The 25,618-nt window shown below is 53.3% G+C and carries 26 protein-coding genes, 1 tRNA gene, 1 other RNA gene and 2 pseudogenes; 14 read left to right on the forward strand and 16 right to left on the reverse strand.

Going from position 1 to position 25,618, the window contains the following annotated elements; translation table 11 throughout:
- The 4 genes from EX31_RS23515 to pnuC all read left to right on the forward strand — a co-directional run bounded on the left by EX31_RS23515 (position 1) and on the right by pnuC (position 2,361).
- Positions 1 to 76, forward strand: a tRNA-Lys gene (locus EX31_RS23515).
- Positions 77 to 90: 14 nt separating this feature from the next.
- Positions 91 to 209: non-coding RNA, RtT sRNA (locus tag EX31_RS25655), on the forward strand.
- A 306-nt stretch (positions 210 to 515) separates the two neighbouring features.
- Positions 516 to 1,580, forward strand: a complete 1,065-nt coding sequence (nadA, locus tag EX31_RS23525; RefSeq protein WP_037037116.1) for a quinolinate synthase NadA — start codon at positions 516 to 518, stop codon at positions 1,578 to 1,580.
- Positions 1,581 to 1,638: 58 nt separating this feature from the next.
- On the forward strand, positions 1,639 to 2,361 hold the full coding sequence (gene pnuC, locus EX31_RS23530) for a nicotinamide riboside transporter PnuC (RefSeq protein WP_037037501.1): 723 nt from the start codon (positions 1,639 to 1,641) through the stop codon (positions 2,359 to 2,361).
- A gap of 65 nt (positions 2,362 to 2,426) precedes the next feature.
- Here the strand turns inward: pnuC and zitB are convergent, their stop codons facing one another.
- The gene (gene zitB, locus EX31_RS23535; RefSeq protein WP_037037119.1) at positions 2,427 to 3,380 is read right to left on the reverse strand and encodes a CDF family zinc transporter ZitB; all 954 of its coding nucleotides are present in this window, start codon (positions 3,378 to 3,380) and stop codon (positions 2,427 to 2,429) included.
- A 126-nt stretch (positions 3,381 to 3,506) separates the two neighbouring features.
- A complete protein-coding gene (locus EX31_RS23540) occupies positions 3,507 to 3,836 on the reverse strand; it encodes a protein YbgS (protein ID WP_013576421.1) in 330 nt (109 codons plus the stop codon).
- A 203-nt stretch (positions 3,837 to 4,039) separates the two neighbouring features.
- Between EX31_RS23540 and aroG the strand changes: the two genes are divergently transcribed.
- Positions 4,040 to 5,092, forward strand: coding sequence for a 3-deoxy-7-phosphoheptulonate synthase AroG (gene aroG / locus EX31_RS23545; RefSeq protein ID WP_013576420.1), 1,053 nt, complete (start codon positions 4,040 to 4,042; stop codon positions 5,090 to 5,092).
- A gap of 66 nt (positions 5,093 to 5,158) precedes the next feature.
- Here aroG and EX31_RS23550 read toward each other — a convergent pair whose 3' ends face one another.
- The 8 genes from EX31_RS23550 to EX31_RS23585 form a co-directional block, all read right to left on the reverse strand.
- Complete coding sequence (locus EX31_RS23550) at positions 5,159 to 5,632, reverse strand: GNAT family N-acetyltransferase (RefSeq protein ID WP_037037121.1); 474 nt, start codon at positions 5,630 to 5,632, stop codon at positions 5,159 to 5,161.
- 85 nt (positions 5,633 to 5,717) lie between these two features.
- Positions 5,718 to 6,470 (reverse strand): 2,3-diphosphoglycerate-dependent phosphoglycerate mutase, encoded by a 753-nt coding sequence (gene gpmA, locus EX31_RS23555; protein WP_013576415.1) that lies wholly within the window; start codon positions 6,468 to 6,470, stop codon positions 5,718 to 5,720.
- A gap of 207 nt (positions 6,471 to 6,677) precedes the next feature.
- Complete coding sequence (locus EX31_RS23560) at positions 6,678 to 7,010, reverse strand: PsiF family protein (protein ID WP_037037122.1); 333 nt, start codon at positions 7,008 to 7,010, stop codon at positions 6,678 to 6,680.
- A gap of 151 nt (positions 7,011 to 7,161) precedes the next feature.
- Positions 7,162 to 8,208 (reverse strand): galactose-1-epimerase, encoded by a 1,047-nt coding sequence (gene galM / locus EX31_RS23565; protein ID WP_037037123.1) that lies wholly within the window; start codon positions 8,206 to 8,208, stop codon positions 7,162 to 7,164.
- Positions 8,202 to 9,350 (reverse strand): galactokinase, encoded by a 1,149-nt coding sequence (gene galK, locus EX31_RS23570; RefSeq protein WP_037037125.1) that lies wholly within the window; start codon positions 9,348 to 9,350, stop codon positions 8,202 to 8,204. Before galK ends, galM begins: the two co-directional genes overlap by 7 nt.
- Positions 9,350 to 10,399, reverse strand: a complete 1,050-nt coding sequence (gene galT / locus EX31_RS23575; protein WP_013576411.1) for a galactose-1-phosphate uridylyltransferase — start codon at positions 10,397 to 10,399, stop codon at positions 9,350 to 9,352. The genes galK and galT overlap by 1 nt, the downstream gene beginning before the upstream one ends.
- 19 nt (positions 10,400 to 10,418) lie before the next feature.
- Positions 10,419 to 11,435 carry a UDP-glucose 4-epimerase GalE gene (gene galE / locus EX31_RS23580; RefSeq protein ID WP_013576410.1) on the reverse strand — a complete coding sequence of 339 codons (1,017 nt, stop codon included), beginning with the start codon at positions 11,433 to 11,435 and terminating at the stop codon, positions 10,419 to 10,421.
- Positions 11,436 to 11,635: 200 nt separating this feature from the next.
- Positions 11,636 to 12,583, reverse strand: a complete 948-nt coding sequence (locus EX31_RS23585; RefSeq protein WP_037037127.1) for a LysR substrate-binding domain-containing protein — start codon at positions 12,581 to 12,583, stop codon at positions 11,636 to 11,638.
- A 138-nt stretch (positions 12,584 to 12,721) separates the two neighbouring features.
- Between EX31_RS23585 and EX31_RS23590 the strand changes: the two genes are divergently transcribed.
- A complete protein-coding gene (locus EX31_RS23590; protein WP_037037129.1) occupies positions 12,722 to 13,552 on the forward strand; it encodes an MFS transporter in 831 nt (276 codons plus the stop codon).
- On the opposite strand, the gene modF is transcribed toward EX31_RS23590, so the two are convergent.
- Positions 13,506 to 14,975 (reverse strand): molybdate ABC transporter ATP-binding protein ModF, encoded by a 1,470-nt coding sequence (gene modF, locus EX31_RS23595; RefSeq protein ID WP_037037131.1) that lies wholly within the window; start codon positions 14,973 to 14,975, stop codon positions 13,506 to 13,508. The genes EX31_RS23590 and modF overlap by 47 nt on opposite strands.
- A gap of 121 nt (positions 14,976 to 15,096) precedes the next feature.
- Positions 15,097 to 15,879 (reverse strand): molybdenum-dependent transcriptional regulator, encoded by a 783-nt coding sequence (modE, locus tag EX31_RS23600; RefSeq protein ID WP_037037133.1) that lies wholly within the window; start codon positions 15,877 to 15,879, stop codon positions 15,097 to 15,099.
- Positions 15,880 to 16,069: 190 nt separating this feature from the next.
- Here modE and EX31_RS25660 point away from each other — a divergent pair, with 190 nt between their 5' ends.
- From EX31_RS25660 to modC, 4 genes are all read left to right on the forward strand, one after another.
- Positions 16,070 to 16,225: an AcrZ family multidrug efflux pump-associated protein gene (locus tag EX31_RS25660; RefSeq protein WP_013576405.1), complete on the forward strand. Its 156-nt coding sequence runs from the start codon at positions 16,070 to 16,072 to the stop codon at positions 16,223 to 16,225.
- A 195-nt stretch (positions 16,226 to 16,420) separates the two neighbouring features.
- On the forward strand, positions 16,421 to 17,194 hold the full coding sequence (gene modA / locus EX31_RS23610) for a molybdate ABC transporter substrate-binding protein (RefSeq protein ID WP_013576404.1): 774 nt from the start codon (positions 16,421 to 16,423) through the stop codon (positions 17,192 to 17,194).
- Positions 17,195 to 17,367: 173 nt separating this feature from the next.
- Positions 17,368 to 18,057 (forward strand): molybdate ABC transporter permease subunit, encoded by a 690-nt coding sequence (gene modB / locus EX31_RS23615; RefSeq protein ID WP_013576403.1) that lies wholly within the window; start codon positions 17,368 to 17,370, stop codon positions 18,055 to 18,057.
- 1 nt (position 18,058) lies between these two features.
- On the forward strand, positions 18,059 to 19,120 hold the full coding sequence (gene modC, locus EX31_RS23620) for a molybdenum ABC transporter ATP-binding protein ModC (RefSeq protein WP_015690239.1): 1,062 nt from the start codon (positions 18,059 to 18,061) through the stop codon (positions 19,118 to 19,120).
- A 12-nt stretch (positions 19,121 to 19,132) separates the two neighbouring features.
- Here modC and EX31_RS23625 read toward each other — a convergent pair whose 3' ends face one another.
- Positions 19,133 to 19,396, reverse strand: a complete 264-nt coding sequence (locus tag EX31_RS23625; RefSeq protein ID WP_037037138.1) for a helix-turn-helix transcriptional regulator — start codon at positions 19,394 to 19,396, stop codon at positions 19,133 to 19,135.
- A 144-nt stretch (positions 19,397 to 19,540) separates the two neighbouring features.
- Between EX31_RS23625 and EX31_RS23630 the strand changes: the two genes are divergently transcribed.
- Positions 19,541 to 19,810, forward strand: coding sequence for a helix-turn-helix domain-containing protein (locus EX31_RS23630; protein WP_015690238.1), 270 nt, complete (start codon positions 19,541 to 19,543; stop codon positions 19,808 to 19,810).
- Between the two features lie 56 nt (positions 19,811 to 19,866).
- Here the strand turns inward: EX31_RS23630 and EX31_RS23635 are convergent, their stop codons facing one another.
- Entirely contained in the window at positions 19,867 to 20,688 is an 822-nt protein-coding gene (locus EX31_RS23635; RefSeq protein ID WP_013576399.1) for a pyridoxal phosphatase, read from the reverse strand.
- Positions 20,689 to 20,858: 170 nt separating this feature from the next.
- Between EX31_RS23635 and pgl the strand changes: the two genes are divergently transcribed.
- The 3 genes and pseudogenes from pgl to EX31_RS26605 all read left to right on the forward strand — a co-directional run.
- Complete coding sequence (gene pgl / locus EX31_RS23640; RefSeq protein WP_013576398.1) at positions 20,859 to 21,857, forward strand: 6-phosphogluconolactonase; 999 nt, start codon at positions 20,859 to 20,861, stop codon at positions 21,855 to 21,857.
- Positions 21,858 to 22,111: 254 nt separating this feature from the next.
- Positions 22,112 to 23,494: pseudogene (locus EX31_RS23645) on the forward strand (methyl-accepting chemotaxis protein); the annotation flags it as partial.
- Positions 23,495 to 23,511: 17 nt separating this feature from the next.
- A pseudogene (locus EX31_RS26605) lies at positions 23,512 to 23,562 on the forward strand (hypothetical protein); the annotation flags it as partial.
- 143 nt (positions 23,563 to 23,705) lie between these two features.
- Here the strand turns inward: EX31_RS26605 and EX31_RS23650 are convergent.
- Together EX31_RS23650 and EX31_RS23655 are read right to left on the reverse strand one after the other, a co-directional pair.
- Positions 23,706 to 24,986 carry a putative acyl-CoA thioester hydrolase gene (locus tag EX31_RS23650; protein WP_013576396.1) on the reverse strand — a complete coding sequence of 427 codons (1,281 nt, stop codon included), beginning with the start codon at positions 24,984 to 24,986 and terminating at the stop codon, positions 23,706 to 23,708.
- 122 nt (positions 24,987 to 25,108) lie between these two features.
- Entirely contained in the window at positions 25,109 to 25,591 is a 483-nt protein-coding gene (locus tag EX31_RS23655; protein ID WP_037037143.1) for a kinase inhibitor, read from the reverse strand.
- Between the last annotated feature and the right edge of the window lie 27 nt (positions 25,592 to 25,618).

The following is a 25,618-nucleotide window of genomic DNA, read 5'->3' on the forward strand; positions in this document are numbered from 1 at the left end:
GGGCCGTTAGCTCAGTTGGTAGAGCAGTTGACTTTTAATCAATTGGTCGCTGGTTCGAATCCAGCACGGCCCACCACTTTCAAAGTGGAAAATGTAGTGAAGCAGTGCAGGATGAGAACCACAAGTTCGAGCCGAGCGAAGCGAGACGACAACGCGCAGCGTTGCCCGCAGGGCGAGGTGAAACCGAGTCAATCCAGCACGGCCCACCACTTTTTTAGTGAAACCATCTAAATTGCAAAATTCAGAGAAAAGCGCCTTTTGGCGCTTTTTTCGCATGTGAGTCCCAAAAGACCTCATTTTTTCTTAAGTCTTCGCTTTTTGTTCCCCCGTTGCGCGTCTTGTTCGAGACTCTTTTAAGTCCAGTAAACATTTTAAGCCCTGCGTCTATTATTTGGACGACTTTACCTGCTTTTTGCGGTATTTTGTTTAGCATACAAAACTAAGGATTCCCGGGTGGGATCTGTTGTGGCTTATGGCTATCCGGGCAAGTTGCCTGACTGAATGAGATAACGAGTATGAGCGAAACATTGGATCTGAATGCGACGGTTTATCCTTTCCCTCCGAAACCCGCCGTGCTGACTGCAGATGAAAAGACCTTCTATAAAGAGAAGATCAGAAAACTGCTGCAGGAACGTGATGCCGTGATGGTGGCGCATTATTACACCGATCCTGAAATTCAGGCGCTCGCTGAAGAAACCGGTGGTATTGTCGCGGATTCTTTAGAGATGGCGCGTTTTGGCAGCCAGCATCCTGCTTCGACCCTGCTTGTCGCGGGTGTGCGCTTCATGGGAGAAACGGCCAAAATCCTCAGCCCGGAAAAAACCGTGCTGATGCCAACCCTCAACGCTGAATGTTCTTTGGATCTGGGTTGCCCGGGGCAGGCTTTCTCAGATTTTTGCGACCAGCACCCCGACCGCACCGTTGTGGTCTACGCTAATACCTCAGCAGCAGTAAAAGCCAGAGCCGACTGGGTCGTGACCTCAAGCATTGCGGTTGAGCTGATTGAACATCTCGATAGTCTGGGTGAAAAAATAATCTGGGCACCTGACCGGCACCTCGGAAATTACGTCCGTAAGCAGACGGGGGCAGACGTCTTGTGCTGGCAGGGCGCCTGTATCGTCCATGACGAGTTTAAAACACAGGCCCTGACCCGAATGAAAGGCTTGTATCCGAACGCCGCTGTTCTGGTGCATCCGGAGTCTCCTCAGGCGATCGTTGATATGGCTGATGCGGTCGGTTCTACCAGTCAGCTTATTCAGGCGGCAAAAACGTTGCCTCAGAAGCAACTGATCGTCGCCACTGACCGCGGCATTTTTTACAAAATGCAGCAGGCGTGCCCGGACAAAGAATTGTTTGAAGCGCCGACGGCGGGTGAGGGCGCAAGTTGCCGTACCTGCGCGCATTGTCCGTGGATGGCGATGAATGGCCTTAAAGCCATTGCTGAAGGTCTGGAACACGGCGGCACGGAACATGCTATCGAGGTTGACGAAGCGCTGCGTGTGAAATCACTGATCCCCCTGAATCGCATGCTGGATTTTGCTGCCCAACTTAGATTACGGACGCAGGCTAAAGCGCTGTAAGCATTTTTTGTGACTGATAATGTCTTGTGACTGACAATAAAAGGAAAAGGATGTGATGATGGATTTTTTCAGTACCAGCAATATTCTGGTTCATATACCGCTTGGAAAGGGCGGATATGACCTGTCGTGGATTGAAGCTGTAGGCACCCTTTTTGGATTGCTCTGCATCTGGTACGCCAGCAAAGAAAAGCTGATCAACTATCCTTTCGGTCTGATCAACGTCACATTGTTTGCGATCATCTTTTTCCAGATCCAGCTTTACGCCAGCCTGCTGCTGCAGATTTTCTTCTTTGCCGCGAATATCTACGGCTGGTATGCCTGGAGTCGTCAGACAGCCGATCAGGAAGCTGAATTGCAGATCCGCTGGTTGCCGCGTGGTAAAGCGCTGATATGGGGCGTAGTGTGCATCGCAGGCATTCTGCTGATGACCTTCAACATTGACCGCGTTTTTGCCACCCTGACGCTAGTGGCGGTGAATCTGATGCAGGCGCTGGGGCTGAATGTGCAGATGCCTGAACTGCAACCTGATGCCTTCCCGTTCTGGGATTCGTCAATGATGGTGTTGTCGATTGTGGCAATGCTGCTGATGACCCGAAAATATGTCGAGAACTGGCTGCTGTGGGTCATCATTGATGTCATCAGCGTCGCGATTTTCGCTTATCAGGGCGTTTATGCGATGGCGCTTGAATACGTGCTGCTGACGCTGATTGCACTGAACGGTTCGTGGCTGTGGATCAAAAGTGCAAAGCAAAACGGTTCTCAGCCTTTGCAACCGGCCTGATTTTGCGACCATAAAAAACGCCTCCATAACGGAGGCGTTTTGCTTTCTCGTTCTGACCTGAGGAATCAGTGGTGATGATGTGCATGGCTATGACCATGATGATCGTGCCCGGCGCTGGTCACCGGAATTTCATTCATCTCACAATCCGGTGCTTCACACTGGCCATATTCCATCTGTATCGTGGCATGGCCGATGCGGCATTTTTCCAGTAAATGGTGCTGAATGCGGTAAAGCAGCGCGTCGTGATCGTGCGGTGGAACAACCTGCACATGCACCGTCATCAGACGCTGTTCACCAATCTGCCAGACGTGAACGTGATGCACGTTGCGCACCTCCGGGATACTCAGCGATAAATCCCGGCGCAGTTTATTGATATCGATCTCTTCCGGTGTGCCTTCCAGCAACTCATGGAAACTCTCCCGCAGCAACCGCCAGGCATTGTTTAACACCAGACAGGAAACCAGCACTGATAAAATCGGGTCCACAGGTGTCCAGCCGGTATACATGATGATCAGCGCCGCAGCGACCGCCCCAATTGACCCCAGCAAATCACCCAGAACATGCAGCGCGGCGGCACGCACATTAATGTTGGCTTTTTCCTGGCCCTGATGCAGCAGCCAGAAGGCCAGAATATTGGCAAACAGGCCAGCGATGGCGATCACCAGCATAGTGGTGCCCATCACCGGCTGCGGATTAAAGAATCGCGCGATGGCTTCCCAGACAATCAGAACGACAATCACCAGCAGCGCAGCGGCATTGACGAAGGCCGCCATGGTCGTCAGGCGCAAATAGCCAAAAGTATGGCGGGTATTCGGCTTACGTTTAGCAAAGCGTACGGCAAGCAATGCGACAAGCAGCGCGGCGGCGTCAGTCAGCATGTGTCCTGCATCGGCCAGAAGCGCCAGAGAGTCGGAGATCAGCCCGCCAATCACTTCGGCCACCATGAAAATCACAGTAACGAGGAAAGCCAGCAACAAACGGCGACTGTTTTTGTCCTGTGGTAACAGGGAAAAAGACATAATTATATTCACAAAAATGATGAACCGAGACAATCACAATAGCGTAATCATAACGTGTTGCAAGAAGGGGAAGTTAAGGAAGAAGGAGGAAACAAAGTTCCTCCTGTGTGAGCAACCGTGACGGGATTAGTTACCGGTTTCTTTCGACGGTGTTGTGCCCGGGGTCTGATTCGGACAACGGCCATCTTTGCACATGGTTTTCTTATGCTGTTTGTCTTTGCTCATGTGATGCGTAGTGGTATCCGTTTTGGTATTCACTTCATTCACAGGTTTACTGGTATTGTTGATCTGATCGTTGCTCACACTTTTTGGCGCAATTTTCTGAATTGAACCCGGCGAGCCGGACTGATTTGCCTGGCCATTGTTATCGCTGGCTGAGGATTCGCCGGCAGCATAAGCAGCGCCGGTGGTCAGCGCCATGGTTGCGGTCAGTAACATGATTGCGAGCTTTTTCATAATGTTCATCTCCATTGTTTCGTTAAAGGTCCATGGTCGTTTTTCATGTGCCTGATAAAAGCCTAGCTAAATAAATTATGTCCTAAATCAAAATGAGACGAATCGTAAGTGTAAAAGCAGGTTTACACTGACATTCAATACGGCTAGATTGAACGCGGTCAGCGTTTCGCTTTGTCTCTTATGAACACCCGAATGGAACAGTTATGAATTATCAAAACGACGATTTACGCATTAAAGAAATCAAAGAACTTTTACCTCCGGTTGCCCTGCTCGAAAAATTTCCCGCCACTGACAAAGCGGCAAAAACAGTTTCTCAGGCTCGCAATGCCATTCATAAGATACTGAAAGGAAACGATGATCGCCTTCTTGTCGTCATCGGGCCGTGCTCCATTAACGATCCGAAAGCCGCGAAAGAATACGCTGCCCGTTTGCTGAAAATGCGTGAAGAGCTGCAAGGTGAGCTGGAAGTGGTGATGCGTGTTTATTTTGAAAAACCGCGCACTACGGTGGGCTGGAAAGGGCTCATTAATGATCCGCACATGAATAACAGCTACCAGATTAACGACGGTTTGCGCATTGCCCGCAAACTGTTACTGGATATTAATGACAGCGGTCTGCCAGCGGCGGGCGAGTTCCTGGACATGATTACGCCACAATATCTGGCGGATTTGATGAGCTGGGGTGCCATCGGCGCACGTACCACGGAATCTCAGGTACACCGTGAGTTGTCCTCCGGCTTATCTTGCCCGGTTGGTTTCAAAAACGGCACCGACGGTACCATTAAAGTGGCGATCGACGCCATCAACGCGGCTGGCGCGCCGCATTGCTTCCTGTCTGTCACCAAATGGGGTCACTCCGCTATCGTGAACACCAGCGGGAATAACGACTGCCATATCATTCTGCGCGGCGGCAAAAAGCCAAACTACAGCGCTCAGGATGTGCAGGAAGTGAAAGAAGGCCTGAAAAAAGGCGGACTGCCAGCCCGTATTATGATCGATTTCAGCCACGCCAACAGCAGTAAGCAATTCAAAAAGCAGATGGAAGTGTGTGAAGACGTTTGTGGTCAGATTGCGGGTGGCGAACAGGCGGTGATGGGCGTGATGGTCGAAAGTCATCTGGTCGAAGGGAATCAGAGCCTCGACAGCGGTGAACCTCTGCTTTATGGTCAGAGTGTGACCGATGCCTGTATCGGCTGGGAAGATACCGAAGTGCTGCTGCGCAGCCTGGCTAACGCTGTCAAAGCGCGCCGTGGTTAATCTCATCTTCTGAGAATACCTTTCTGAGCCCCGTTTTCGCGGGGCTTTTTCTTGCCTGAATATGCCCTACAGTTCGCAGCGCATATCCATACAACGCAAATCAGCATTCGCCATCTCAGAGCGGTAAAGACTCTCTTTTACCAGACTGAAACCGTTCCTCTTATAAAATTCAAAAGCATTCGGTGTGGAAGCCAGCGTAAGTGCTGTGAATCCCCGCGATTTGGCTTCCGCTTTTATGGCAGCAAGAATTTGCGTGGCGAGACCTTTGCCTTCGAATTCCGGCAACGTAAAAATCGCTTCAACACTGCCATTTTTCAGATCGAGAAAACCTGTTGCCGCCGGTGTCTCCAGCCCGTGCACCTGTGCGACAAAAAAAGGATTCTCCGCAATAGCTTTGCGATATCCGGCAGGCATCAGTTCGGGCGTCCACGCCATCACAATCTGCGTATCGTAGATGTTTTTACACCCGTGGCGGATAGCCTGATTCCGTATTTCCCACAGCGTTTCTGCTTCATCGGGTGACGCGAGTCTGACTGGCATCAGTTTCTCCTTAGGTTCAGATACAAAAAAGGCACGCTTGCGCGTGCCTGTTCTAATCGCTCTGCTTAATGCAGAAAACGCAAAATTACTTCGCTTTACCCTGGTTTGCCACGGCCGCTGCTTTCGCTGCGATTTCGTCGGCATTACCCAGATAGTAACGTTTGATTGGTTTGTAGTTTTCGTCAAACTCGTAAACCAGTGGAACACCGGTAGGGATGTTCAGTTCCAGAATTTCTTCTTCGCTCAGGTCGTCGAGATATTTAACCAGTGCGCGCAGGGAATTACCGTGTGCCGCGATGATGACGCGCTCGCCGCTGGCGATGCGTGGTTTGATCACTTCAGTCCAGTAAGGGATGACGCGTTCGATGGTCAGCGCCAGGCTTTCTGTCGTTGGCAGTTCTGCCGCAGTCAGTTTAGCGTAACGTGGGTCGTGGCCAGGGAAACGTTCGTCAGCGCGATCCAGTTCTGGTGGCGTCACAGCAAAACCACGACGCCATTGTTTAACTTGCTCGTCACCGTATTTCTGTGCAGTTTCTGCTTTATCCAGACCCTGCAACGCACCGTAATGACGTTCGTTCAGTTTCCAGGATTTCTCAACTGGCAGCCATGGCTGGTTCAGTTCGTCCAAAACGCTCCACAGTGTGTGGATGGCACGTTTCAGCACAGAGGTGTATGCAAAATCGAATTGGAAGCCTTCGTCTTTCAGCAGCTGACCAGCAGCTTTTGCTTCGGTGCGGCCCTTATCGGACAGTTCAACATCATGCCAACCGGTAAAGCGGTTTTCTTTGTTCCACTCACTCTCACCGTGTCTTACCAGCACCAGCTTGGTTACAGCCATAGCTAAACTCCTCAGTTAACTCAATTTTCAATGATAACAGTTATCATTATAGGGTCTGGGCATCCCACTCAGCAATCTGAAACTTCCTCAGGAAATCTTTGCGGGACGCTGTTTGTATTAAACATAACGAATTTGCTGCGACGATGTAAAACAAAACGCGCAGAAGGTCACCCTGACAGCGCGTTTTGTACAAGCAGGTCAGCGTGATCAGCTGGCTTTTTTCAGGCAGGTACTCATGAAGGATTTACGCGCATCGCCTTTCAGATTTTGCTTCGCGGCATCGGCATTACAGGTTTTCATTTTCATCTGCTGAGGATTCATTTTATCGTCAGTTTTAGCCTCTGCTTTCAGACAATTGCTCATGAATTTTTTACGTTCATCCCCTTTCAGGGACTGCGTAGTGGCCTGCTGATTACAATCGGTCATTTTTTGGCGTTGCTCAGTCTGAGCAGGAGAAGGGACTTTCACCGGGTCCGCCGCCAGAGCGGAACCCGCCGCGCACAGCGTTGCCAGCAGGGATAGCACAACAGGTAAACGCATATCAAAACTCCTTAATAAACGTCCTTTTATGCAGGACACCCTCTGAGTTTAGATGTTTAGCTGAGAAAGTGCGGAAGCAGATGCGCAGTCAGTCACAAATTCGAAGAAGTTTGGGAAAAGGACAGAGCCTGGAAGCCCTGTCCTGAACGAATTACAACGCGAAGAACTGATACGTCGTCGAGGACTTATAAGTCTGACCCGGTTTGACCCAGCAGCTCGGTTGCGGCCAGGTGGCGTGATTCGGGCTGTCCGGCAGAAATTCGCTTTCCAGCGCGACACCGCTGTAACTGGCGTATTCACCGCCGCTGCGGTTCGGTGTTCCGCCCAGGAAATTACCGCTGTAGAGTTGCACGGCGGGCGCAGACGTAAACATTGTCATTTTGACTTTGCCGTCGGCAGACCACAAATGCGCTGCCGGATTGCTGCCGCTGTTGCAGGTGCGGTTGAGCAGATAGGCGTGGTCATAGCCTTTCACGCGTTGCTGGTCGCGGTCGGTGAGGAAATCTTTCGCCAGCGTTTTGGCTGCGTTGAAATTCATGCCGGTGTTTTCAACCGGGGTCGGATCCGCACAAGGAATGCCATCGCTGTCGACCGGCAGGAAACGGTCCGCAAACAGTTGCAGCTTGTGCTGGCGCGCATCGGTGCCTTCGCCGTCGAGATTGAAATAGGCATGATTGGTCAGATTGACCGGGCACAGCTTATCAACCGTCGCTTCGTAACGGATTTCCAGACGGTTATCGTCAGTCAGCTGGTAATACACTTTCGCCGTCATGTTGCCCGGATAACCCTGATCGCCGTCGGCCGAAAATAGCTGGAACGTCAGCTTCTGCGCGGTCTGTTCGAGAATAGTCCAGCGACGCGCATGGAAACCTTCCGGCCCGCCGTGAAGCTGATGCACGCCCTGATTGGCGACCACCAGATGCGGTTTGCCGTCGATATCAAACTGCGAACGGGCGATACGGTTGGCATAACGTCCGACGGTCGCGCCCAAATACGCGCTCTGGTTCATGTATTCCTGCGGCGACTGGCAGCCCAGCAGCAGTTCACGCGTGGAGCCATCTGTCAGCGGCAGGGTAAAGGATAACCAGGTCGCGCCCCAGTCCATGAATGTGGCGGTGGCACCTGCCGCATTCTGTAGCGTAACCTGTTCAAACGGCTGGCCATCGGGCGCCAGTTGCGTGTTTTCAGGTTTTAACATATGCCTGCTCCTTGGGAAGCTGTGCAAACGTAGAAGGTTTCTTTCAGACCGCTGTGCGCGTGATATTGCTGTTCAACGGCATGACGGACTTTCTCCACTATGTCTTCCGGCACCAGCGCCACGATGCAACCGCCAAAGCCGCCGCCGGTCATGCGCACGCCGCCTTTATCGCCAATCACTTCTTTAACGATTTCCACCAGCTTATCGATTTGCGGCACGGTGATTTCAAAATCATCACGCATTGAGGCGTGAGATTCTGCCATCAGTTCGCCCATACGTTTCAGGTCGCCACTGGCCAGCGCGTCAGCTGCTGCCAGCGTACGGTCATTTTCTGTGATGACGTGACGTGCACGGCGGGCAACGACCGGATCCAGCTCATCCTGAATGGAGAAGAACAGGGCAGGGTCAACGTCACGCAGCGCTTTTACGCCAAAGAAGCGTGCCGCCACTTCGCACTGTTCGCGACGGGCATTGTATTCGCTGTCCACCAGACCGCGTTTCACGTTGGAGTTGATAATGACCACCGCGGCGTTTTTCGGCATGGACACTGCACGGGTTTCCAGCGAGCGACAGTCGATCAGCAGTGAATGATTTTCTTTGCCCAGCGCAGAAATAAGCTGATCCATAATGCCGCAGTTACAGCCGACAAACTGGTTCTCCGCTTCCTGACCGTTCAGTGCCAGCGCAACGCCGTCCAGCGGCAGATCGTACAATGATTTCAGCGCCTGACCGACCGCCACTTCCAGCGATGCGGATGAACTCAGGCCTGCACCCTGTGGCACATTGCCGCTGATCACCATGTCCGCGCCGGAGAAATCTTTGTTACGCAGCATCAGATGCTTCACCACGCCACGCACGTAGTTGGCCCACGGGTGCGCATCGCTGTGCAAAATAGGCTCGTCGAGCGAGAAGCTGTCTTCGTCGTTATCGAAATCGGCGGCGATCACGCGGATGGTGCGGTCATTACGCTGTGCACAGGCAATCACTGTTTCATAATCGATGGCGCATGGCAGCACGAAACCGTCGTTGTAATCGGTATGTTCGCCGATCAGATTTACACGGCCCGGTGCTTTGATGGTAATGGTGGCAGGGTAGCCGAATTTATCGGCAAAGATTTCCAGGGTTTTGGTCTTCAGTTTCATTATTTTTCTCCGGCCTCACGATAATGGACATCACTCACCGCCCGCAGACGCTCGGCGGCTTGTTCCGCTGTCAGGTCGCGTTGGGTCTCAGCCAGCATTTCGTAGCCGACCATAAATTTGCGCACCGTGGCTGAACGCAGCAACGGCGGATAGAAATGTGCGTGCAACTGCCAGTGTTCGTTGTCGTCTTCGGTAAATGGCGCGCCATGCCAGCCCATCGAATACGGGAAAGAGCACTGGAACAGGTTGTCATAACGGCTGGTCAGCTTTTTCAGCGCCAGCGCCAGATCACCGCGTTGTGCATCGCTCAGTTCGGTAATGCGTTTGACGTGAACTTTCGGCAACAGCAAGGTTTCGAACGGCCACGCCGCCCAGTAAGGCACCACCGCCAGCCAGTGTTCGGTTTCGACCACCGTACGGCTGCCGTCGGCCAGTTCGCGCTGCACGTAATCCAGCAGCATCGGCGAACCTTGCTGTTCAAGATAGGTGCGTTGCAGGCGATCTTCGCGTTCGGCTTCGTTAGGCAGGAAGCTGTTGGCCCAGATCTGACCGTGCGGATGCGGGTTGGAGCATCCCATCGCCGCGCCTTTGTTCTCGAAAACCTGCACCCATGGATAGGTTTTTGCCAGATCCGCGCTTTGCTCCTGCCAGGTTCTGACGATCTCTGTCAGGGCTTCAACCGACAGTTGTGGCAGCGTTTTGCTGTGATCCGGCGAGAAACAGATCACCCGGCTGGTGCCGCGTGCGCTCTGAACGCGCATCAGTGGATCGTCGCTTTCCGGCGCAAAAGGGGTATCCGGCATCAGCGCGGCATAATCATTGGTAAACACAAACGTGCCGGTGTATTTCGGATTCACATCGCCAGTCACACGGGTGTTGCCCGGACACAGGAAACAGTCCGGGTCATGCGCAGGCAGCGTTTCCTGCGAAACGGCTTCCTGCTGGCCTTGCCACGGACGTTTTGCGCGGTGCGGGCTGACTAACACCCACTGATCGGTCAGCGGGTTGTAGCGGCGATGCGGGTGATCAATCGGGTTAAACGTGGTCATAAACTTTCCTTAGTGCACCTTAGTCCGGGTAGCCTTGCGGGTTTTTCGACTGCCATAGCCAGGTATCGTTGGCCATGTCTTCAAGCGTTCGGGTGACTTTCCAGTTCAGCTCTTTCGCCGCTTTGGTCGGATCCGCCCAGTAAGCCGGTAAGTCGCCCTCACGGCGCGGTGCAAACTTGTAATTCACGGGCTTGCCGCAGGCTTTGCTGAAGGCATTTACCACATCCAGCACGCTGTGGCCGAAGCCCGCGCCCAGGTTATAAATATGTACGCCCGCTTTGTTGTGCAGGGTTTTCATTGCCGCCAGATGGCCGTCGGCAAGATCCACCACATGGATATAATCACGCACGCCGGTGCCGTCCGGGGTCGGATAATCGTTGCCGAAAATCGCCACGGACTCACGACGGCCTACCGCTACCTGCGCGATAAATGGCATCAGGTTATTTGGCACGCCCTGGGGATCTTCACCCATCAGGCCAGACGGATGTGCGCCGACCGGGTTGAAGTAACGCAGCAGCGTAATGCTCCATTCAGGTTCTGCACGCTGCACATCCTGCAGAATTTGCTCGACCATCAGTTTGCTGCGGCCGTACGGGCTGGACGGATTGCCGGTCGGGAAATCTTCAACGTAAGGCGTTTTTGGCTGATCGCCATACACGGTCGCTGAAGAGCTGAAAATCAGGTTTTTAACGCCAGCTTCACGCATGGCTTCAACCAGCACCAGCGTGCCGGTGACGTTGTTGTCATAATAAGCCAGCGGTTTTGCCACCGATTCACCCACGGCTTTCCAGCCAGCGAAATGAATGACGGAATGAACAGGGTGCTCACTGAAAATTTTATCGAGAAGCGCGCGGTCGCGAATATCACCTTCGTAGAACAGCGGCGTTTTGCCGGTCAGGCTGTGGATGCGTTCCAGTACGCTGACTTTGCTGTTATGAAGGTTATCAAGAATGATTGGCGTAAAGCCTGCATCAATCAGTTGCACGCAAGTATGACTACCGATGTAACCGCTACCACCTGTGACTAAGACGTACATAAGAGCTCCCCGATGATTATCTTGATGCAACGATATCACGCTGCAAGGCTGAAAAAGGTGATCCATCCCCAATAAAATGGAATCGCTTACACAAACAGTTTACCACCTTTCAACATGACTCAACAGGTGCTGCGTGCCATGCAGAAAGCCTTCTGCAGCCGGCAGCAATCCAGAAAGGATGGGTTGTGTAATCGCTTACACTAACATTTATGCTTTGTCTGAATCAGTTTTCCGTGCTCATTTTCAGACTCCAGCCGGGGAAATGCCGACATTTTGTCCAGTAACCAGCGGCGGAGCGTCACGATGTCCTCGCGCAGTGCTTTCTCTTTTGCGGTCACCAGATAATAGTTTGCGCCGGGAAGATATTGAGGGAATGGCGTGGTCAGAATGCCTTTTTCAATGAAGTCATGGGCCAGCAAACTGCTGACAATCGCCACGCCCTGACCGGCAATTGCCGCCTGAATGGCATGGGTTTCATCTGTAAAGCGCAGGCCGCTGTCGGTATTTAATTGCGCGGGACCAACGTGTTTTTTCCAGTTTTCCCAGTCGGGAGAAGGATGGGGAATATGACGGTTTTCCACATGAAACAACGTCACCTCTTTCAGATCTTCCATCGTTTTGAGCGCCAGTGCAGGACTGGCAACCAGCACAAAAGTGTCGTGATATAGCAACGTTGAATCGAGGCTTTCATTGGCGGATTCACTGTAACGGATCGCCACATCCACGGTATTACGGGTTAAATCCACCAGTTCGATGCCGGTGTGCAGGCGTAAATCCATTTCGGGCGCTGCGGCTTTTAAGTCCGCCAGCCGTGGCACCAGCCAGTGCGTCAGGAAATTGGACGTGGTGGTCAGTGTCAGTGCCGCAGGCAACCCGGCGTGATGGATTTCTTCGACGGCTGCCTGTAATCCGGCAAATGCCTGCCGGGTGGCGTGGCGCAGAATTTTCCCCGCAGCGGTTAGCCTGACCTCACGGGCGCTGCGCTCAAACACCGCCGTGCCCAGTGCTTCTTCAAGCACACGGATCTGATGGCTGATGGCGGTGGCCGTCACGCCGATATCTTCTGCCGCGCGTTTGAAACTCCTTTGCTGCGCCACGACATCAAACGCTTTGAGCGAACCCAGCGGCGGTAAACGGATCTTCTTCATGATGAGCTATTTTCATCCATTGCTGAAATCTATGACTTTGAGTTAGCTAAAATAGGCGGTGTAAGCTCTTTTATCAACACGATGAAGATGAAACATATTCATCTATTGAGCCGATGAATGTTGATAAAGGAACTTGCTATGAACGCTAAAAAATTACCCATGCCGTTGCTGGCTTCTGCGCTGGGCACGCTGTTTGTGCTGAACCTGACGCTGACACTGCTGAGCGTCGCCTTTTACGGTCTGGACACACCGCTGTCCCACTCGCTGGCGGGGGCTGCCGCACTCTTTTTTGTACTGTTTATCATCAGCGAACGTTATCACCCCGAACCGCTAATGCCACGTCATCTGCGGTCGTCGTTGCTGTTACAGATAAGCCTCTGGACGCGTATTTTCGTCACGGCAGTCACTTATGCCACGTGGTTCATGCTGGCGGTGGCGATGTATCAGCTTTACGGATTGGGTGTACCGGGCATTATTCTCAGCTTCGTTCCCTTATTGCTGATAATGCTGCCGGGCAAAGCGCTCAGCGAAAAGCTCGGGCGGGGAATGACATCTGCCCGCATCTTGCTGTGGGGGTTTATGATTGTGGCGGGCGGACTGGAAGGGATGGCGATGACACCCTCGTTCTGGCCGGTGCTGCTGCCGGGGATGTTACTGACCGGATTCGGGGCGGGTATGGTTCGCCACGCCGCCGCGGCAGAAAGGGATCTGCTCACCGGGGACGAATACCATTATGCAATCCTGCTGGGAGGTTGGGTTCGGGTGAGCAGTACCATAGTGATACTGGCACTGCTCATTCTGCTACTGAGAAATAACCCCGGCCAGCAGGGGATTGAAAACGGATTTTCATTGCTGGCGGCACTGGCGCTGGCTGGTGTCGTGACCGCGCTGATGATTCCCGCAAAGGCGAAGCAAAATAACGTTACAGCGCGTCAATCTGATAACGGTAGATTTCGCCATCAGGAATAAAGCTCAGCCGGTGAGTAATACATTCCGGCGCATCTTCCGCATGATGCGAAACAAACAGCAACTGGGTTTCGCCTTCACCGATCAGAATATCGACAAAACGGCGCACCAGCTGGCGGTTGATCGGATCCAGACCCTGCAAAGGTTCATCCAGAATTAACAGCGCCGGATGCTTGACCAGTGCGCGGGCGATGAGCGCCAGCCGCTGTTGTCCCCAGGATAAACTGTGGAACGGGCTATCACCGGCATCGCCGTCCAGTCCGAGCAGTGTCAGCCATTGCGAGGTGAGCAATCTCTGCCGGTCAGATACCGCCTGATAAATGCCGATCGAATCGAAGAAACCGGAAGTAATGACATTGCGCACGCTGGTGCTGACGCGATAATCCAGATGCAGACTGCTGCTGACGTAGCCGATATGGCGTTTGATGTCCCAGATGGTTTCACCGCTGCCGCGCCGGCGACCGAACAGCGTCAGATCATTGCTGTAGCCCTGTGCGTGATCGCCGGTGATAAGGCTCAGTAAGGTGGATTTCCCGGCACCGTTCTGGCCGGTGATCTGCCAGTGCTGACCGTGATCGACCTGCCAGCTCAGATTGTGCAGGATCGGCTTGTCGTTGTACTGCACCACGCCGTCACGCAGTACGATCAAGGGGCTGTCGGCAGGCGGACTGACGCGGGCTGTCGGATCTTCTGCTTCCGGCACAGCCATGCCGTTCAGGCTTTCGCTGTGTGCCAGTTGAGCGACCAGCGCATCAGCCATCACCTGTTCGCGCGCACCCACCGAGGCCAGCGTGCAGTCAGCCAGCACGCCGACATTTTTCACAAATGCAGGAATGTCGTCAAAGCGGTTAAGCACCAGCACCATCGTCTGACCTTCCCCGGACAAGGTTTCCAGCAACTGTGCCAGTTGTGCCCGGGCGTTGACGTCGAGGCCATCGAACGGCTCATCCAGCACCAGCAAATCGGGTTTTTGCATCAGCACCTGGCACAGCAGAGTCTTGCGCGTTTCGCCGGTGGATAAATATTTGAAGCGGCGGTCGAGCAATTTCTCAATACCAAACTGCGCGGCAAGGGCAGCACAGCGGGCAGGGTCGCGCACTTCATCCTGAATAATTTCAGCGGTGGTGCGGCCGGTATCGTCTTCACCTTCGCTCAGTAAGTCGGTGTTGTTACGCTGCCATTCATCGGCCACCAGCTTCTGCAACTGCTCGAATGAGAGACGCACAATATGCGGAAAATTGTTTTCCCGGGTACCTTTCAGCAGGGTTAAATCGCCTGCCAGCGCTCGTGCCAGTGCGGATTTTCCACTGCCATTTGAGCCGACAAACGCCCAGCTGTCGGCCTGCTGGATATTCAGATCAGAAAGTGTGAGGGTCCGGGTATCACTGAGACGGAAAACGCCTTGCGAGATATGTAACGACGACATCTTAATCTCTCATTTTCAAATGATTATAAAACAAGGGATAAGCGCTGCACCTTCGCAAGTCAATTGACAAATCTGCAAAATGAAAACGCTGATTTTGCAAGATACTGATTAAATACTGCTTTTAGCACAGGGTGGCCAGGATCACTTTGTCGTCATCAAACTGCGCGTAAACGCTCTGACCGTTTTTCAGAGCCAGTTTATCGGCTTCGGCATTCGGTACCGTCGCACACAGAATTTCACTGCTTTGCAGTTTCATCAGCACTTCGCTGCTGTTTTCACCGCGCTGGATGTGGGTGACACTGCTCTGCAAGGCGTTATGCGGATTTTCTGCGGTGAAGCCAAGGGTGATCCAGGGCGCTTTGATCAGCACCAGCACTTCCTTGCCGGGCGTTAACGCCAGACGGTCTGCGCTTTGTTCAGTGATCGCGGCGCGGATTTTTGTTTTGCCGTCAGCCAGCAGGACATCAATATGCTGCTGAACGGTGCTGTTATCGCGTTCAATTACGTTGCCGAAGAACTGGTTGCGCGCGCTGGTTTGCAGGGAGAAACGTGAAATGGCCGCCAGCAAACTGTCGAGAGGGAGCGAATCTTCTTTTAGCACGTCGAAGGCTTTTTGCTGGATTTGCGCCAGTAATTCATAAAGCTGGATCAGGCGCTCGCCGTAAGGTGTCAGCACTGCGCCGCCACCGCCTTTCCCGCCGGTGCTGCGATCGACCAGCGTCTGATCGGCAAGCTGATTCATTTCATTGATGGCATCCCAGGCGCTTTTGTAACTGATGTTCGCGAGCTTAGCCCCCTGACTGATTGAACCGGTGTGGCGCACCTGCCGCAGTAATTCAATACGGCGCGGATCGGCAAACAAACGTTGCTGAAGTTTAAGGGTTAAGAGAATTTCGGCTTGCATCGCAGCTTCCTTGTTAGAATCATGGCTTATTGTCGCCGCTAAACCTGCAGGCAGGCAAGTTGGCTAAATGCTAAAGTAATTACCGTCCCGTGCTGTTATTATCCGCAACAGTTTGATTTTTCGTTTTTTGACTTCATGTACGAAGTCCAACATCGCCTCAGGGCGATTCAGCCAGTTAAGTGAGGCTATCATGTTAGAACTATTAGAAAGTTTGATTTTCGCTGCCATCATGGTGCCGGTCTTCATCGCTGTGATCCTGGGCTTGATCTGGGGGCTGGGCGAAGTATTCAACATCATCTCCCACGTGGGCCACTCTAAAGAATCCCGTGAGAAACCTCATTACTGATTAATGAGACTGTTTGTTTCCGGAACCCGGCCCTTGCGCCGGGTTTTCTTTTTTCCGGGTTTTCTTTTTATAGTTCAGATCAAAAAAACATAGGTTATCTCCCCCTGACTCATAAAAATGAATGACATCGTTTTTCGTCGCGCTATATTAAAGATTACATAGCGAAATATCTCTTCATAAAGGCGAAGGAAAACGATGACATATCAATGGGGTAAAGTATTCACCGCAACCATTCTGGTCGCAGGGCTTGGCGTTCAGGCGCAGGCAGCAGAGAAAATCACGGTGTTTGCCGCTGCATCACTCACCAATGCTTTGCAGGATATCGCCACCCAATACCAGAAAGAAAAAGGCGTGCAGGTGGTCTCATCCTTCGCCTCATCTTCGACACTGGCCCGCCAGATTGAACAGGGCGCGCCGGCAGATTTGTTTATTTCTGCCGATCAGCAATGGATGGATTATGCCATCAGCAAGCAGCAGATGGTCGATAACACCCGTTACACGTTGCTGGGCAACGAACTGGTGCTGATTTCTGCGGCTAACAGCAAAATCAACAAAGTCGACATCTCTGAGAAAACCGAATGGACCAAACTGACGGGCGACAGCCGCCTGGCGGTGGGTGACCCTGATCATGTCCCGGCCGGGATTTATGCCAAAGAAGCGCTGCAAAAACTGGGGGCCTGGACCACGCTGGAACCTAAACTGGCGCGCGCCAGCGACGTCCGTGCGGCCATGGCGCTGGTTGAACGCGAAGAAGCGCCAGTGGGCATAGTTTATGGTTCTGACGCCGTCGCCAGTAAAAAAGTGAAAGTGATCGGTATTTTCCCTGCCTCCAGCCATAAGCCGGTTGAGTATCCGATGGCGATGGTGAAAGGGCACGAAAATGCCACCGTCAGCGGTTTTTATGATTATCTGAAAACCCCGGCAGCGGCTGCAATCTTCAAAAAATACGGTTTCACGCCTCGCGGCTAAGTTCATCGCTGTTGCTGAAAACAGATAAAGCCTGCGCAGCGCAGGCTTTATCTGTCCATCCCGGTTTCTTTCCCCGTGTGTGATTCTCTATACTTTGACGTAAATTAAAGCCTGCGAAATTTTTGCCGATATTTTATCTCTGCGACACATAAATTCAGGATTAAGAAACCGACATGATGTTGAGTGAATATGAGTGGCAGGCGGTACTTCTTAGTCTGAAAGTATCGAGCCTGGCCGTTGTTTGCAGTCTGCCGCTTGGTATTCTGATGGCGTGGGTCCTCGCCCGCGGCCGCTTTCCCGGCAAGTCCCTGCTCGACAGTATTATTCATTTGCCGCTGGTATTACCGCCGGTGGTGATTGGCTATTTGCTGCTGGTGGTAATGGGGCGACGCGGCTTTATCGGCCAGCGTCTGTACGAATGGTTTGGTTTCAGCTTCAGTTTTAGCTGGCATGGTGCAGTGCTGGCCTCGGCGGTGGTGGCATTTCCGCTGATGGTGCGGGCGATACGCCAGTCGCTGGAGGCGGTTGACCCCAAACTTGAACTCGCCGCCCGCACGCTCGGTGCTTCGCCGTGGCGGGTCTTTTTCACCATCACACTGCCGCTTTCCGTGCCAGGCGTCATTGCCGGCGTGGTGCTGGCATTTGCCCGTTCGCTGGGCGAGTTTGGTGCAACGATCACCTTCGTCTCGAATATTCCGGGTGAGACCCGCACCATTCCGCTGGCGATGTATACCCTGATTGAAACGCCGGGCGCGGAAGGCGCTGCCGCACGGCTTTGCGTGCTGGCAATCCTGCTGTCTCTGGCGGCATTGCTGATTTCTGACTGGCTGGCAAAACGCAGCCGTATCCGGCTGGGAGGCTGACATGCTTGAACTCGATTTCAGCCAGACGCTGGGCAGCCTGGAATTACAGGTGTCGCAGACCTTACCGGCGCAGGGGATAACGGCCATTTTTGGTTTGTCAGGCGCGGGAAAAACCTCGCTGATTAATGCGATCGGCGGCCTGACCCAACCTGATAGTGGCCGCATTACCTTGAACGGCCGCATCTTATCGGATAAGCAAAACAACATTTTCCTGCCGCCAGAAAAACGCCGCGTCGGTTATGTTTTTCAGGATGCGCGACTGTTCCCGCATTACCGCGTGAAAGGTAATCTGCAATACGGCATGGCGCCGTCGATGCGCGGACAGTTCGATAACATCGTGCGGTTGCTCGGTATCACCCCCTTGCTGGATCGCTTCCCGCTCACGCTTTCAGGTGGCGAGAAACAGCGGGTGGCAATTGGTCGTGCGCTGCTGACAGCACCGGAAATTTTACTGATGGATGAGCCGCTGGCCGCGCTCGATATCCCGCGTAAACGCGAACTGATGCCTTACCTGGAGCGTCTGGCGCAGGAAGTCAGCATTCCGATTTTGTATGTGACGCACAGCCTCGATGAGATTTTACGTCTGGCGGAAAAAGTGCTGGTGCTCGACGGCGGTAAAGTGCTGGCGATGGGCACGCTGGAAGACGTGTGGGCGAGCAATGTGATGCGGCCGTGGCTGCCGAAAGAAGAGCAAAGCAGCGTGCTGAATGTCAGCGTACTGGAACATCATCCGCGCTATGAAATGACCGCACTGGCGATTGGCGATCAGCGTTTATGGATCAGTAAAGTCGAAGAGGCGCCCGGCACGGCGTTGCGCATTCGCGTGAATTCCACGGACGTTTCGCTGGTGCTGCAACCGACGGCTAACAACAGCAGTATCCGCAATATTCTGCCAGCGAAAGTGCTCGAATGTCTGGATCTGGGGAATCAGGTGGAGGTCAAACTGGCGATGGCCGATCACATCATCTGGGCGCGGATCTCGCCGTGGGCGAGGGACGAACTGATGATCCGCGCAGGCCAGTGGTTGTATGCGCAGATCAAAAGTGTGTCGGTCAGTCGTTAATCGTATTGCGTCTTACTTTTTTGACGGGTTAAAGGCGGCGTAAAGCACCAGAACCTCTTCGGCAAACGCGTCATCAATAATATAGAAATAGCATTCCGGCACGTTAAGCACCCGGGCGAAATGACACATGGTGTCGAAGTTCGGGCTGTACGTGCCGTTTTCATATTGCGACACCCGCGAACGCGCAGTGCTCTCATCTATTCCGGCTAAAACACCCAATTTTTCCTGCGTAAGTCTGGCTTTTGTCCGTGCGGATTTCAGTCGATGTGGGATCATTATCAATAACCATAGAAACTGTATTGACGTTATGTTTAGCATCACTTAACATTATTGTTGTTTAGAGTTACTGGACATTGTTATATGTCAGTGTAATTCACAATTCAGATAGTTGAACAAACAACATAAGGAAGAGGGATAAAAATGGAAAATGACTGGCATCCGGCAGATATCATTGCTGCATTACGTAAGAAAAAATCCTCACTGGCGGCGGTCTCGCGTCAAGCCGGTTTAGGCTCATCCACACTGGCCAATGCGCTGGCGCGTCCGTGGCCGAAAGGGGAACTGATCATTGCTCAGGCTCTGGATATCCATCCGTCGGTGATCTGGCCCAGCCGGTACTTCGACGAAAATCAGCAATTAATTACCCGCGCCGTGCGGCCGGTCAGAAATAAGACGCTGAAAAGCGACTGATTATCCTGCAAAAAAAACACCTTCCTCTGCGAAAGAGGAAGGTGCGTCGTTAAAGGTTAGTTCAGGACTTTATTGCGGATAACCTCAGCAATGCCGGGTGTTTCGTGATCGCCAATCACCAGTGCGGCACGTTCTTTGATAGCATCTGCGGCATTGCCCATCGCCACGCCCAGACCGACATTTTCCAGCATGCTCAGGTCGTTGTAGTTATCACCGAACGCCACCACATCCTGCATGCTCATACCCTGCGATTCGACCCATTCCTGCAAACGGCGACCTTTGCTGTTGCCTCCTTTCGCCACATCTACCTGATCATGCCATGACCATTCGCAGGCCAGACCCAGCTCGTTTTCAACCTGCGAGGCAAACGTATGCAGGGCATCGAGATCCTGATGTGAGGTGGCGAATTTCCAGATCGACTGCGCATCATCAGCGGCTTCGCGAAGACTGTTCACCTGAATAATGTTCGGACGCTGATGCTCCGGCAGGGTTTGTCCCCAGGCAATGGACCGGCTGACGTGGCCGCTCGGTTGCTGATACAGCATGGCGTCATCGACATACAACAGACCGTGGATGCCGTGATATTCCAGCAAGTCGACCACTTTTTTTGCTTTGACCGGATCCAGCGGATCAGAAGTTAAGACCTTACGTGCCTGATAATCATACAAATAGGTGCCGTTGCAGCAGATAGCAGGTGTATCGAGCTGCAATGCCTGATAAAACGGATGGATAGCGACATGATGGCGTCCGGTCACGACAACCACTTTGATTCCCTGTGCACGGGCATCGGCCAGTGCGGCAAGGGATTCTGGAAGGATACGTTTTTGGCGGTCCAGCAGCGTCCCGTCGAGATCGAGGGCAATAATGCGATAAGTCATGAGCAGTCCATCGTAAGTGAGGGGGAATAAGGGGAAATTATCGCCATATTACCTTTTTTAGCCTGCTAATTAAACCGGGTATCCGGCACTAAAGGTGCCGTCGTATCGTGCTAACCTGAGCTACGCTGTAAAAAACATAACGACTCATTCAGTCTTAATAAGGAGATGTGATGAAGCAAGTTGTCTACATTGCCAGCCCTGAGAGCCAGCAAATCCACGCTTTTCGTCTGGCAGACAATGGTGAACTGAGCCTGCTGCAAACGGTGGACGTTCCGGGACAGGTTCAGCCGATGGTGATTCATCCCGATGGTCATCGTCTTTACGTCGGCGTACGTCCTGAGTTCGGCGTGCTGACCTACCGCATCGACCATGAAGGTAAACTGGAAGAAGCCGCGATGGCACCTCTGCCGGGCAGTCCGACGCATCTGGGTATAGACCTTCAGGGGCGTTTTGTGTTCTCCGCGTCCTACAGTTTTAACAATGTCAGCATTCATCCGCTGGATGAAAAAGGCCTCGCGCTGGCCCCGGTGCAGGTGCTGGAAAACATCCAGGCTCCGCACTCAGCCAATATTGACCCGACCAATCAGGTGCTGATGATCCCGGCGCTGAAAGAAGACCGTATCCGCCAGTTTGACTTCAGTGTGAACGGCGAAGCGACGCCGCATAACGCGCCGGAGCTGAAAACCGCAGCGGGTGCGGGCCCGCGTCATATGGCATTCCACCCGAATCATCATTTTGCCTACTGTGTAAATGAGCTGAACAGCAGCGTGGATGTGTACCAGAAAGACGTCACCAGCGGCGAATACCGTCAGGTGCAGACACTGGGGATTATGCCCGCTGATTTCACCGGTACCTGCTGGGCGGCCGATTTGCACATCACGCCGGACGGCAAATTCCTGTATGCCTCAGACCGTACTGCCAGCCTGATTTCTGTGCTGACCGTCTCAGAAGATGGCAGCGTGCTTGAGCTGGCCGGGCATCACGCCACCCAGACACAGCCGCGTGGTTTCAATATTGATCACTCCGGCCAGTATGTGATCACCGCAGGGCAGAAATCGGATGCGATTGAAGTGGCGAAAATTGATCCGCAAAACGGTCAGCTGACGACGTTGAAAACCTACGCAGTGGGTAAAGGCCCGATGTGGGTAAGCATTCTGGAAATTAATTAATCACGGCTGTTTACTGGTTAGTTTACCTAATGATTTATTTTTAACTGATCAATAATACCGCTCTGAAATAATGATCAAGCCCCTGTAATAAGGGGATTTTTTATTTCCTGTGCTATACGTGCTATTGATAAGAAATATTTTAATGTTTCTATAAATGTTGAACATTGCTGGTCGATAACTCTCCCGTTATTCACTCATTCTTCGGTGGCGTTGCCACTTCAGAGTCAGTCCTTTTGGTTATCAGGGAGAAGAAAATGAATGTACTTTCAGGGATCGCTGGCCGGGTTCGCCATGCCACAATTGCCAGCAAGCTCGGTGCAGGATTTGCGCTGGTGTTGCTTCTGGGATCCTTTATCGCTGTGTCCGGTGTCTACCATCTGACCAGCATCAATCAACGCGCTGAAAAAGCGTCCTTGCTTAAGACCGTTAACGATTTGCTGAGCGATGCCAAATTTACCCGGCTTTCATATATGGCCAGCAAAGACCCCAAATTTGTTGAAGAAAACCGCCAGGCGCTGGATAAACTGGAAGCCCGTCAGGCTGATGTTGAGGCGTACTCCTGGGATCCGCAAGACCAGCGTCTGGTGGAAACCATGCCGGAAAATATCCGCCGTTATCGTGAAAGCTGGCAGCACACGCTGAATCCTCCGGCAGGCAGCGATGCGGAAAAAATCACCGCACAATTGGCTGAAGCCGGGCTGGCCCTGACCTCTGCGTCTAACACGTTGCTCGATCATGAGATGAACAATCTGCATAACGAAGTGACGCGCACCATTTCTGAAATGCTGGTGATCATTGTGGCGACCGTGGTTGCCGGTGTGTTGATTTCGTGGCGCATGACCCGTCAGCTGACACTTCCTCTGCGCCGCACGCTGCAAACCGCAGAACGTATCGCTGCCGGTGATCTTTCTACCCATGCCACCAGCCACAGTTTTGACGAAGTGGGGCAACTGAGCCGCGCCATTGAAACCATGAACCAGAACCTGCACGGCATCATCGGTGACATTCGCGAAGGCGTAACGCAGGTGACCCGCGCTTCGGGCGAAATAGCCGCAGGTAATATCGATCTGTCAGCCCGTACCGAAGAGCAGGCGGCAGCGCTGGGGCAAACAGCGGCCAGCATGGAACAACTGACCTCAACGGTGAAACAGAACGCCGACAATGCCGCGCAGGCCAGTCAGCTGGCCTCCGATGCGGCCAATACGGCAGCGCGGGGCGGTAAACTGGTGGCCGATGTCGTGGGCGTGATGAAAGAGATTACTGTCAGTTCGAAGCAGATTTCCGAAATTACCACGGTCATCAACAGCATCGCTTTCCAGACCAATATTCTGGCGCTGAACGCTGCGGTTGAAGCGGCGCGGGCAGGGGAGCAGGGCCGCGGTTTTGCCGTGGTCGCCAGCGAAGTCCGCAGCCTTGCGCAGCGCAGCGGGCAGGCGGCGAAAGAGATTGAAGGGCTGATTGGTAAATCGGTGATTAACGTCAATAACGGCTCTGTGCTGGTTGGCAAAGCGGGTGACACCATGGAAGAAATCGTCGGCTCCGTCCGTCATGTCACGCAAATCATTCATGAGATCGCATCGGCGTCTGACGAGCAAAGTCGCGGCATCAGTCAGATTGCGCAGGCGGTGGCAGAGATGGATACCGTCACCCAGCAAAACTCGGCGCTGGTTCAACAGTCTGCCAGTGCGGCGGCTTCGCTCGATGAGCAGGCGGTGAATCTGGAACGCACGGTGTCGGTATTCCGTCTGGGCAACGAAGCGTTGTAACATTTTCGCAGAACGAAGTCCGCAGAACGAAAAAAAACCGCCGGAGGCAACCCCGGCGGTTTTTTCATGGCATCAGACTGAATTACTTCGCAGGCTGTGTCAGCACGTTGTTGTACTGCCACAGGCGGTTGAAGTTAGTGTCGTTCAGATTGCGCTGTTGTTTCTCATCTTTTGGCACGTTGCCGGCAAATGGCTGGCCGGAGAAGACAGAAGCGCCCCACGGATTCATCTGGTCATAGCTGTTGTCGAAGCTGCTGTCGCGGATTACCAGCTGGCTGCTTGCGCCATCAGCATCCCACGCACGACCCATTTTCGCTTTCGCTGCCTGCTCGAAGCCACGGTCGCCGGTCAGGTTGCTGTCGATCACCAGGAAGCCATACGGCGCAGCTGCTGGCGTGTTTGGCGCAAAGACAGACGCCTGTTTCACGCCACGGCTGCTGACGGTGTGGAATTCAACGTGGTCAAAGACGGCATTCGCCCGGCCAAATACGTAATCCACATCACCCACGATCAGGCTGTTATGCACGTATGCACGGCTGTAACGGCTGTTGTCAGTCTGGTTGTGGATGTTGGCGGTGTTCACCATAAAGGTATTCTGGCGGCCAATCAGGCGCACGTTATCCAGAATCACATTGTCACCGTCGGTACGCAGCGCAACGGCGGAATGATCGCCCCCGTCAACAGTATCGAGCAGGGAATTGCCGATGGTCAGGTTCTGAATCTGCACACCGTTGCTTTGTGACCACACGGTCGCGGTACAGCCGGTGCCGATGGTTTCAGTGGTCAGGGTGGCGCAGTTCTGGAACATATAGAACGCGCGATCGCCCGGCAGGAACTGGCCGTTAGGACTGACGGTTGAACGGTAAGTGGCGGGTGCCGCTGCGGCTTCCAGACCTTGTGCGAGGGTCACATCAGCAGAGCTGTTGCCCGCACCGAATAAGGTGACCGGTGGTGAACCTGCCGGGATGTAAACGGCGCCGTTGTAAGTGCCTGGCAGGATTTTAATGAAGATACGTTCACCGTGGTTACGCACAGCCAGTGCCGCGTTTACCGCCATCTGAACGTTAGAGTATTCTGCGCCGTCGGTGCCTAACTGCGGGCCGACCACGAAATGGGTGTTCACACCGTCAGTGCTGGCCAGTTTAGGGAACCAGCCCTGTTGCTGAACCTGCAAAGAAGGGCCGCCAAAGGCCAGATAATTTTTCGTTGTAAAATTGGCCGCTTCGTCCGCTGATAACACGGGCAGTGACGCGGTGCCCGGAGCAACCTGGCTGGATAAGCCTTGATGGCTGCTGCTGCATGCCGCCAGGATCAGGCTGGCAGACAACATAGCGCACGCGCGCGACAGGGTGGAAATTTTCACTGTGACTGACTCCTTGATGAAGAAGATTGTTCTTTTTTTTCAATGTTGCGGTCATCGCCGCAATAAAAAAACGGTGGCCAGTAAAACTGACCACCTTTTCTGCGTCTTTTATACCACAGGAATCAGCTGTATATCACTGTCAGTGATGCTTTGCCGAGAGTATGGAAATGCACATTGAAGCCGAGATACGCGCCGCTGGCATTCTCATCGACTTCCAGCGTTTCAGTATCGATGGCGTATACGGTGAAATGATAGTGATGGTGTTCGCCCTGCGGAGGGGCTGCGCCGCCATAACCGGCTTTGCCAAAATCGGTGCGGGTCTGCACGGCACCGGCAGGTAAACCGCCTTTGCCGGAGCCCGCGCCTTGGGGCAATTCGGTGACGTCAGCCGGAATATTCGCGACGCCCCAGTGCCACCAGCCGGAGCCGGTCGGGGCATCCGGGTCATAAACGGTTATCACAAAACTTTTGGTGCCCGCGGGGGCACCGGACCAGGCCAGATGCGGCGAAAGGTTGTCGCCGTTGTAGCCCATGCCGTTAAAAACCTGCGTTTCCGGCATTTTGTCGCCATCGCGCAAATCATTACTGGTGAGTGTAAATGCCATAGAACCCTCTTCAGATGATGAAATAGT

Source organism: Rahnella sp. WP5 (assembly GCF_000745615.1).
Classification (GTDB): domain Bacteria; phylum Pseudomonadota; class Gammaproteobacteria; order Enterobacterales; family Enterobacteriaceae; genus Rahnella; species Rahnella aceris.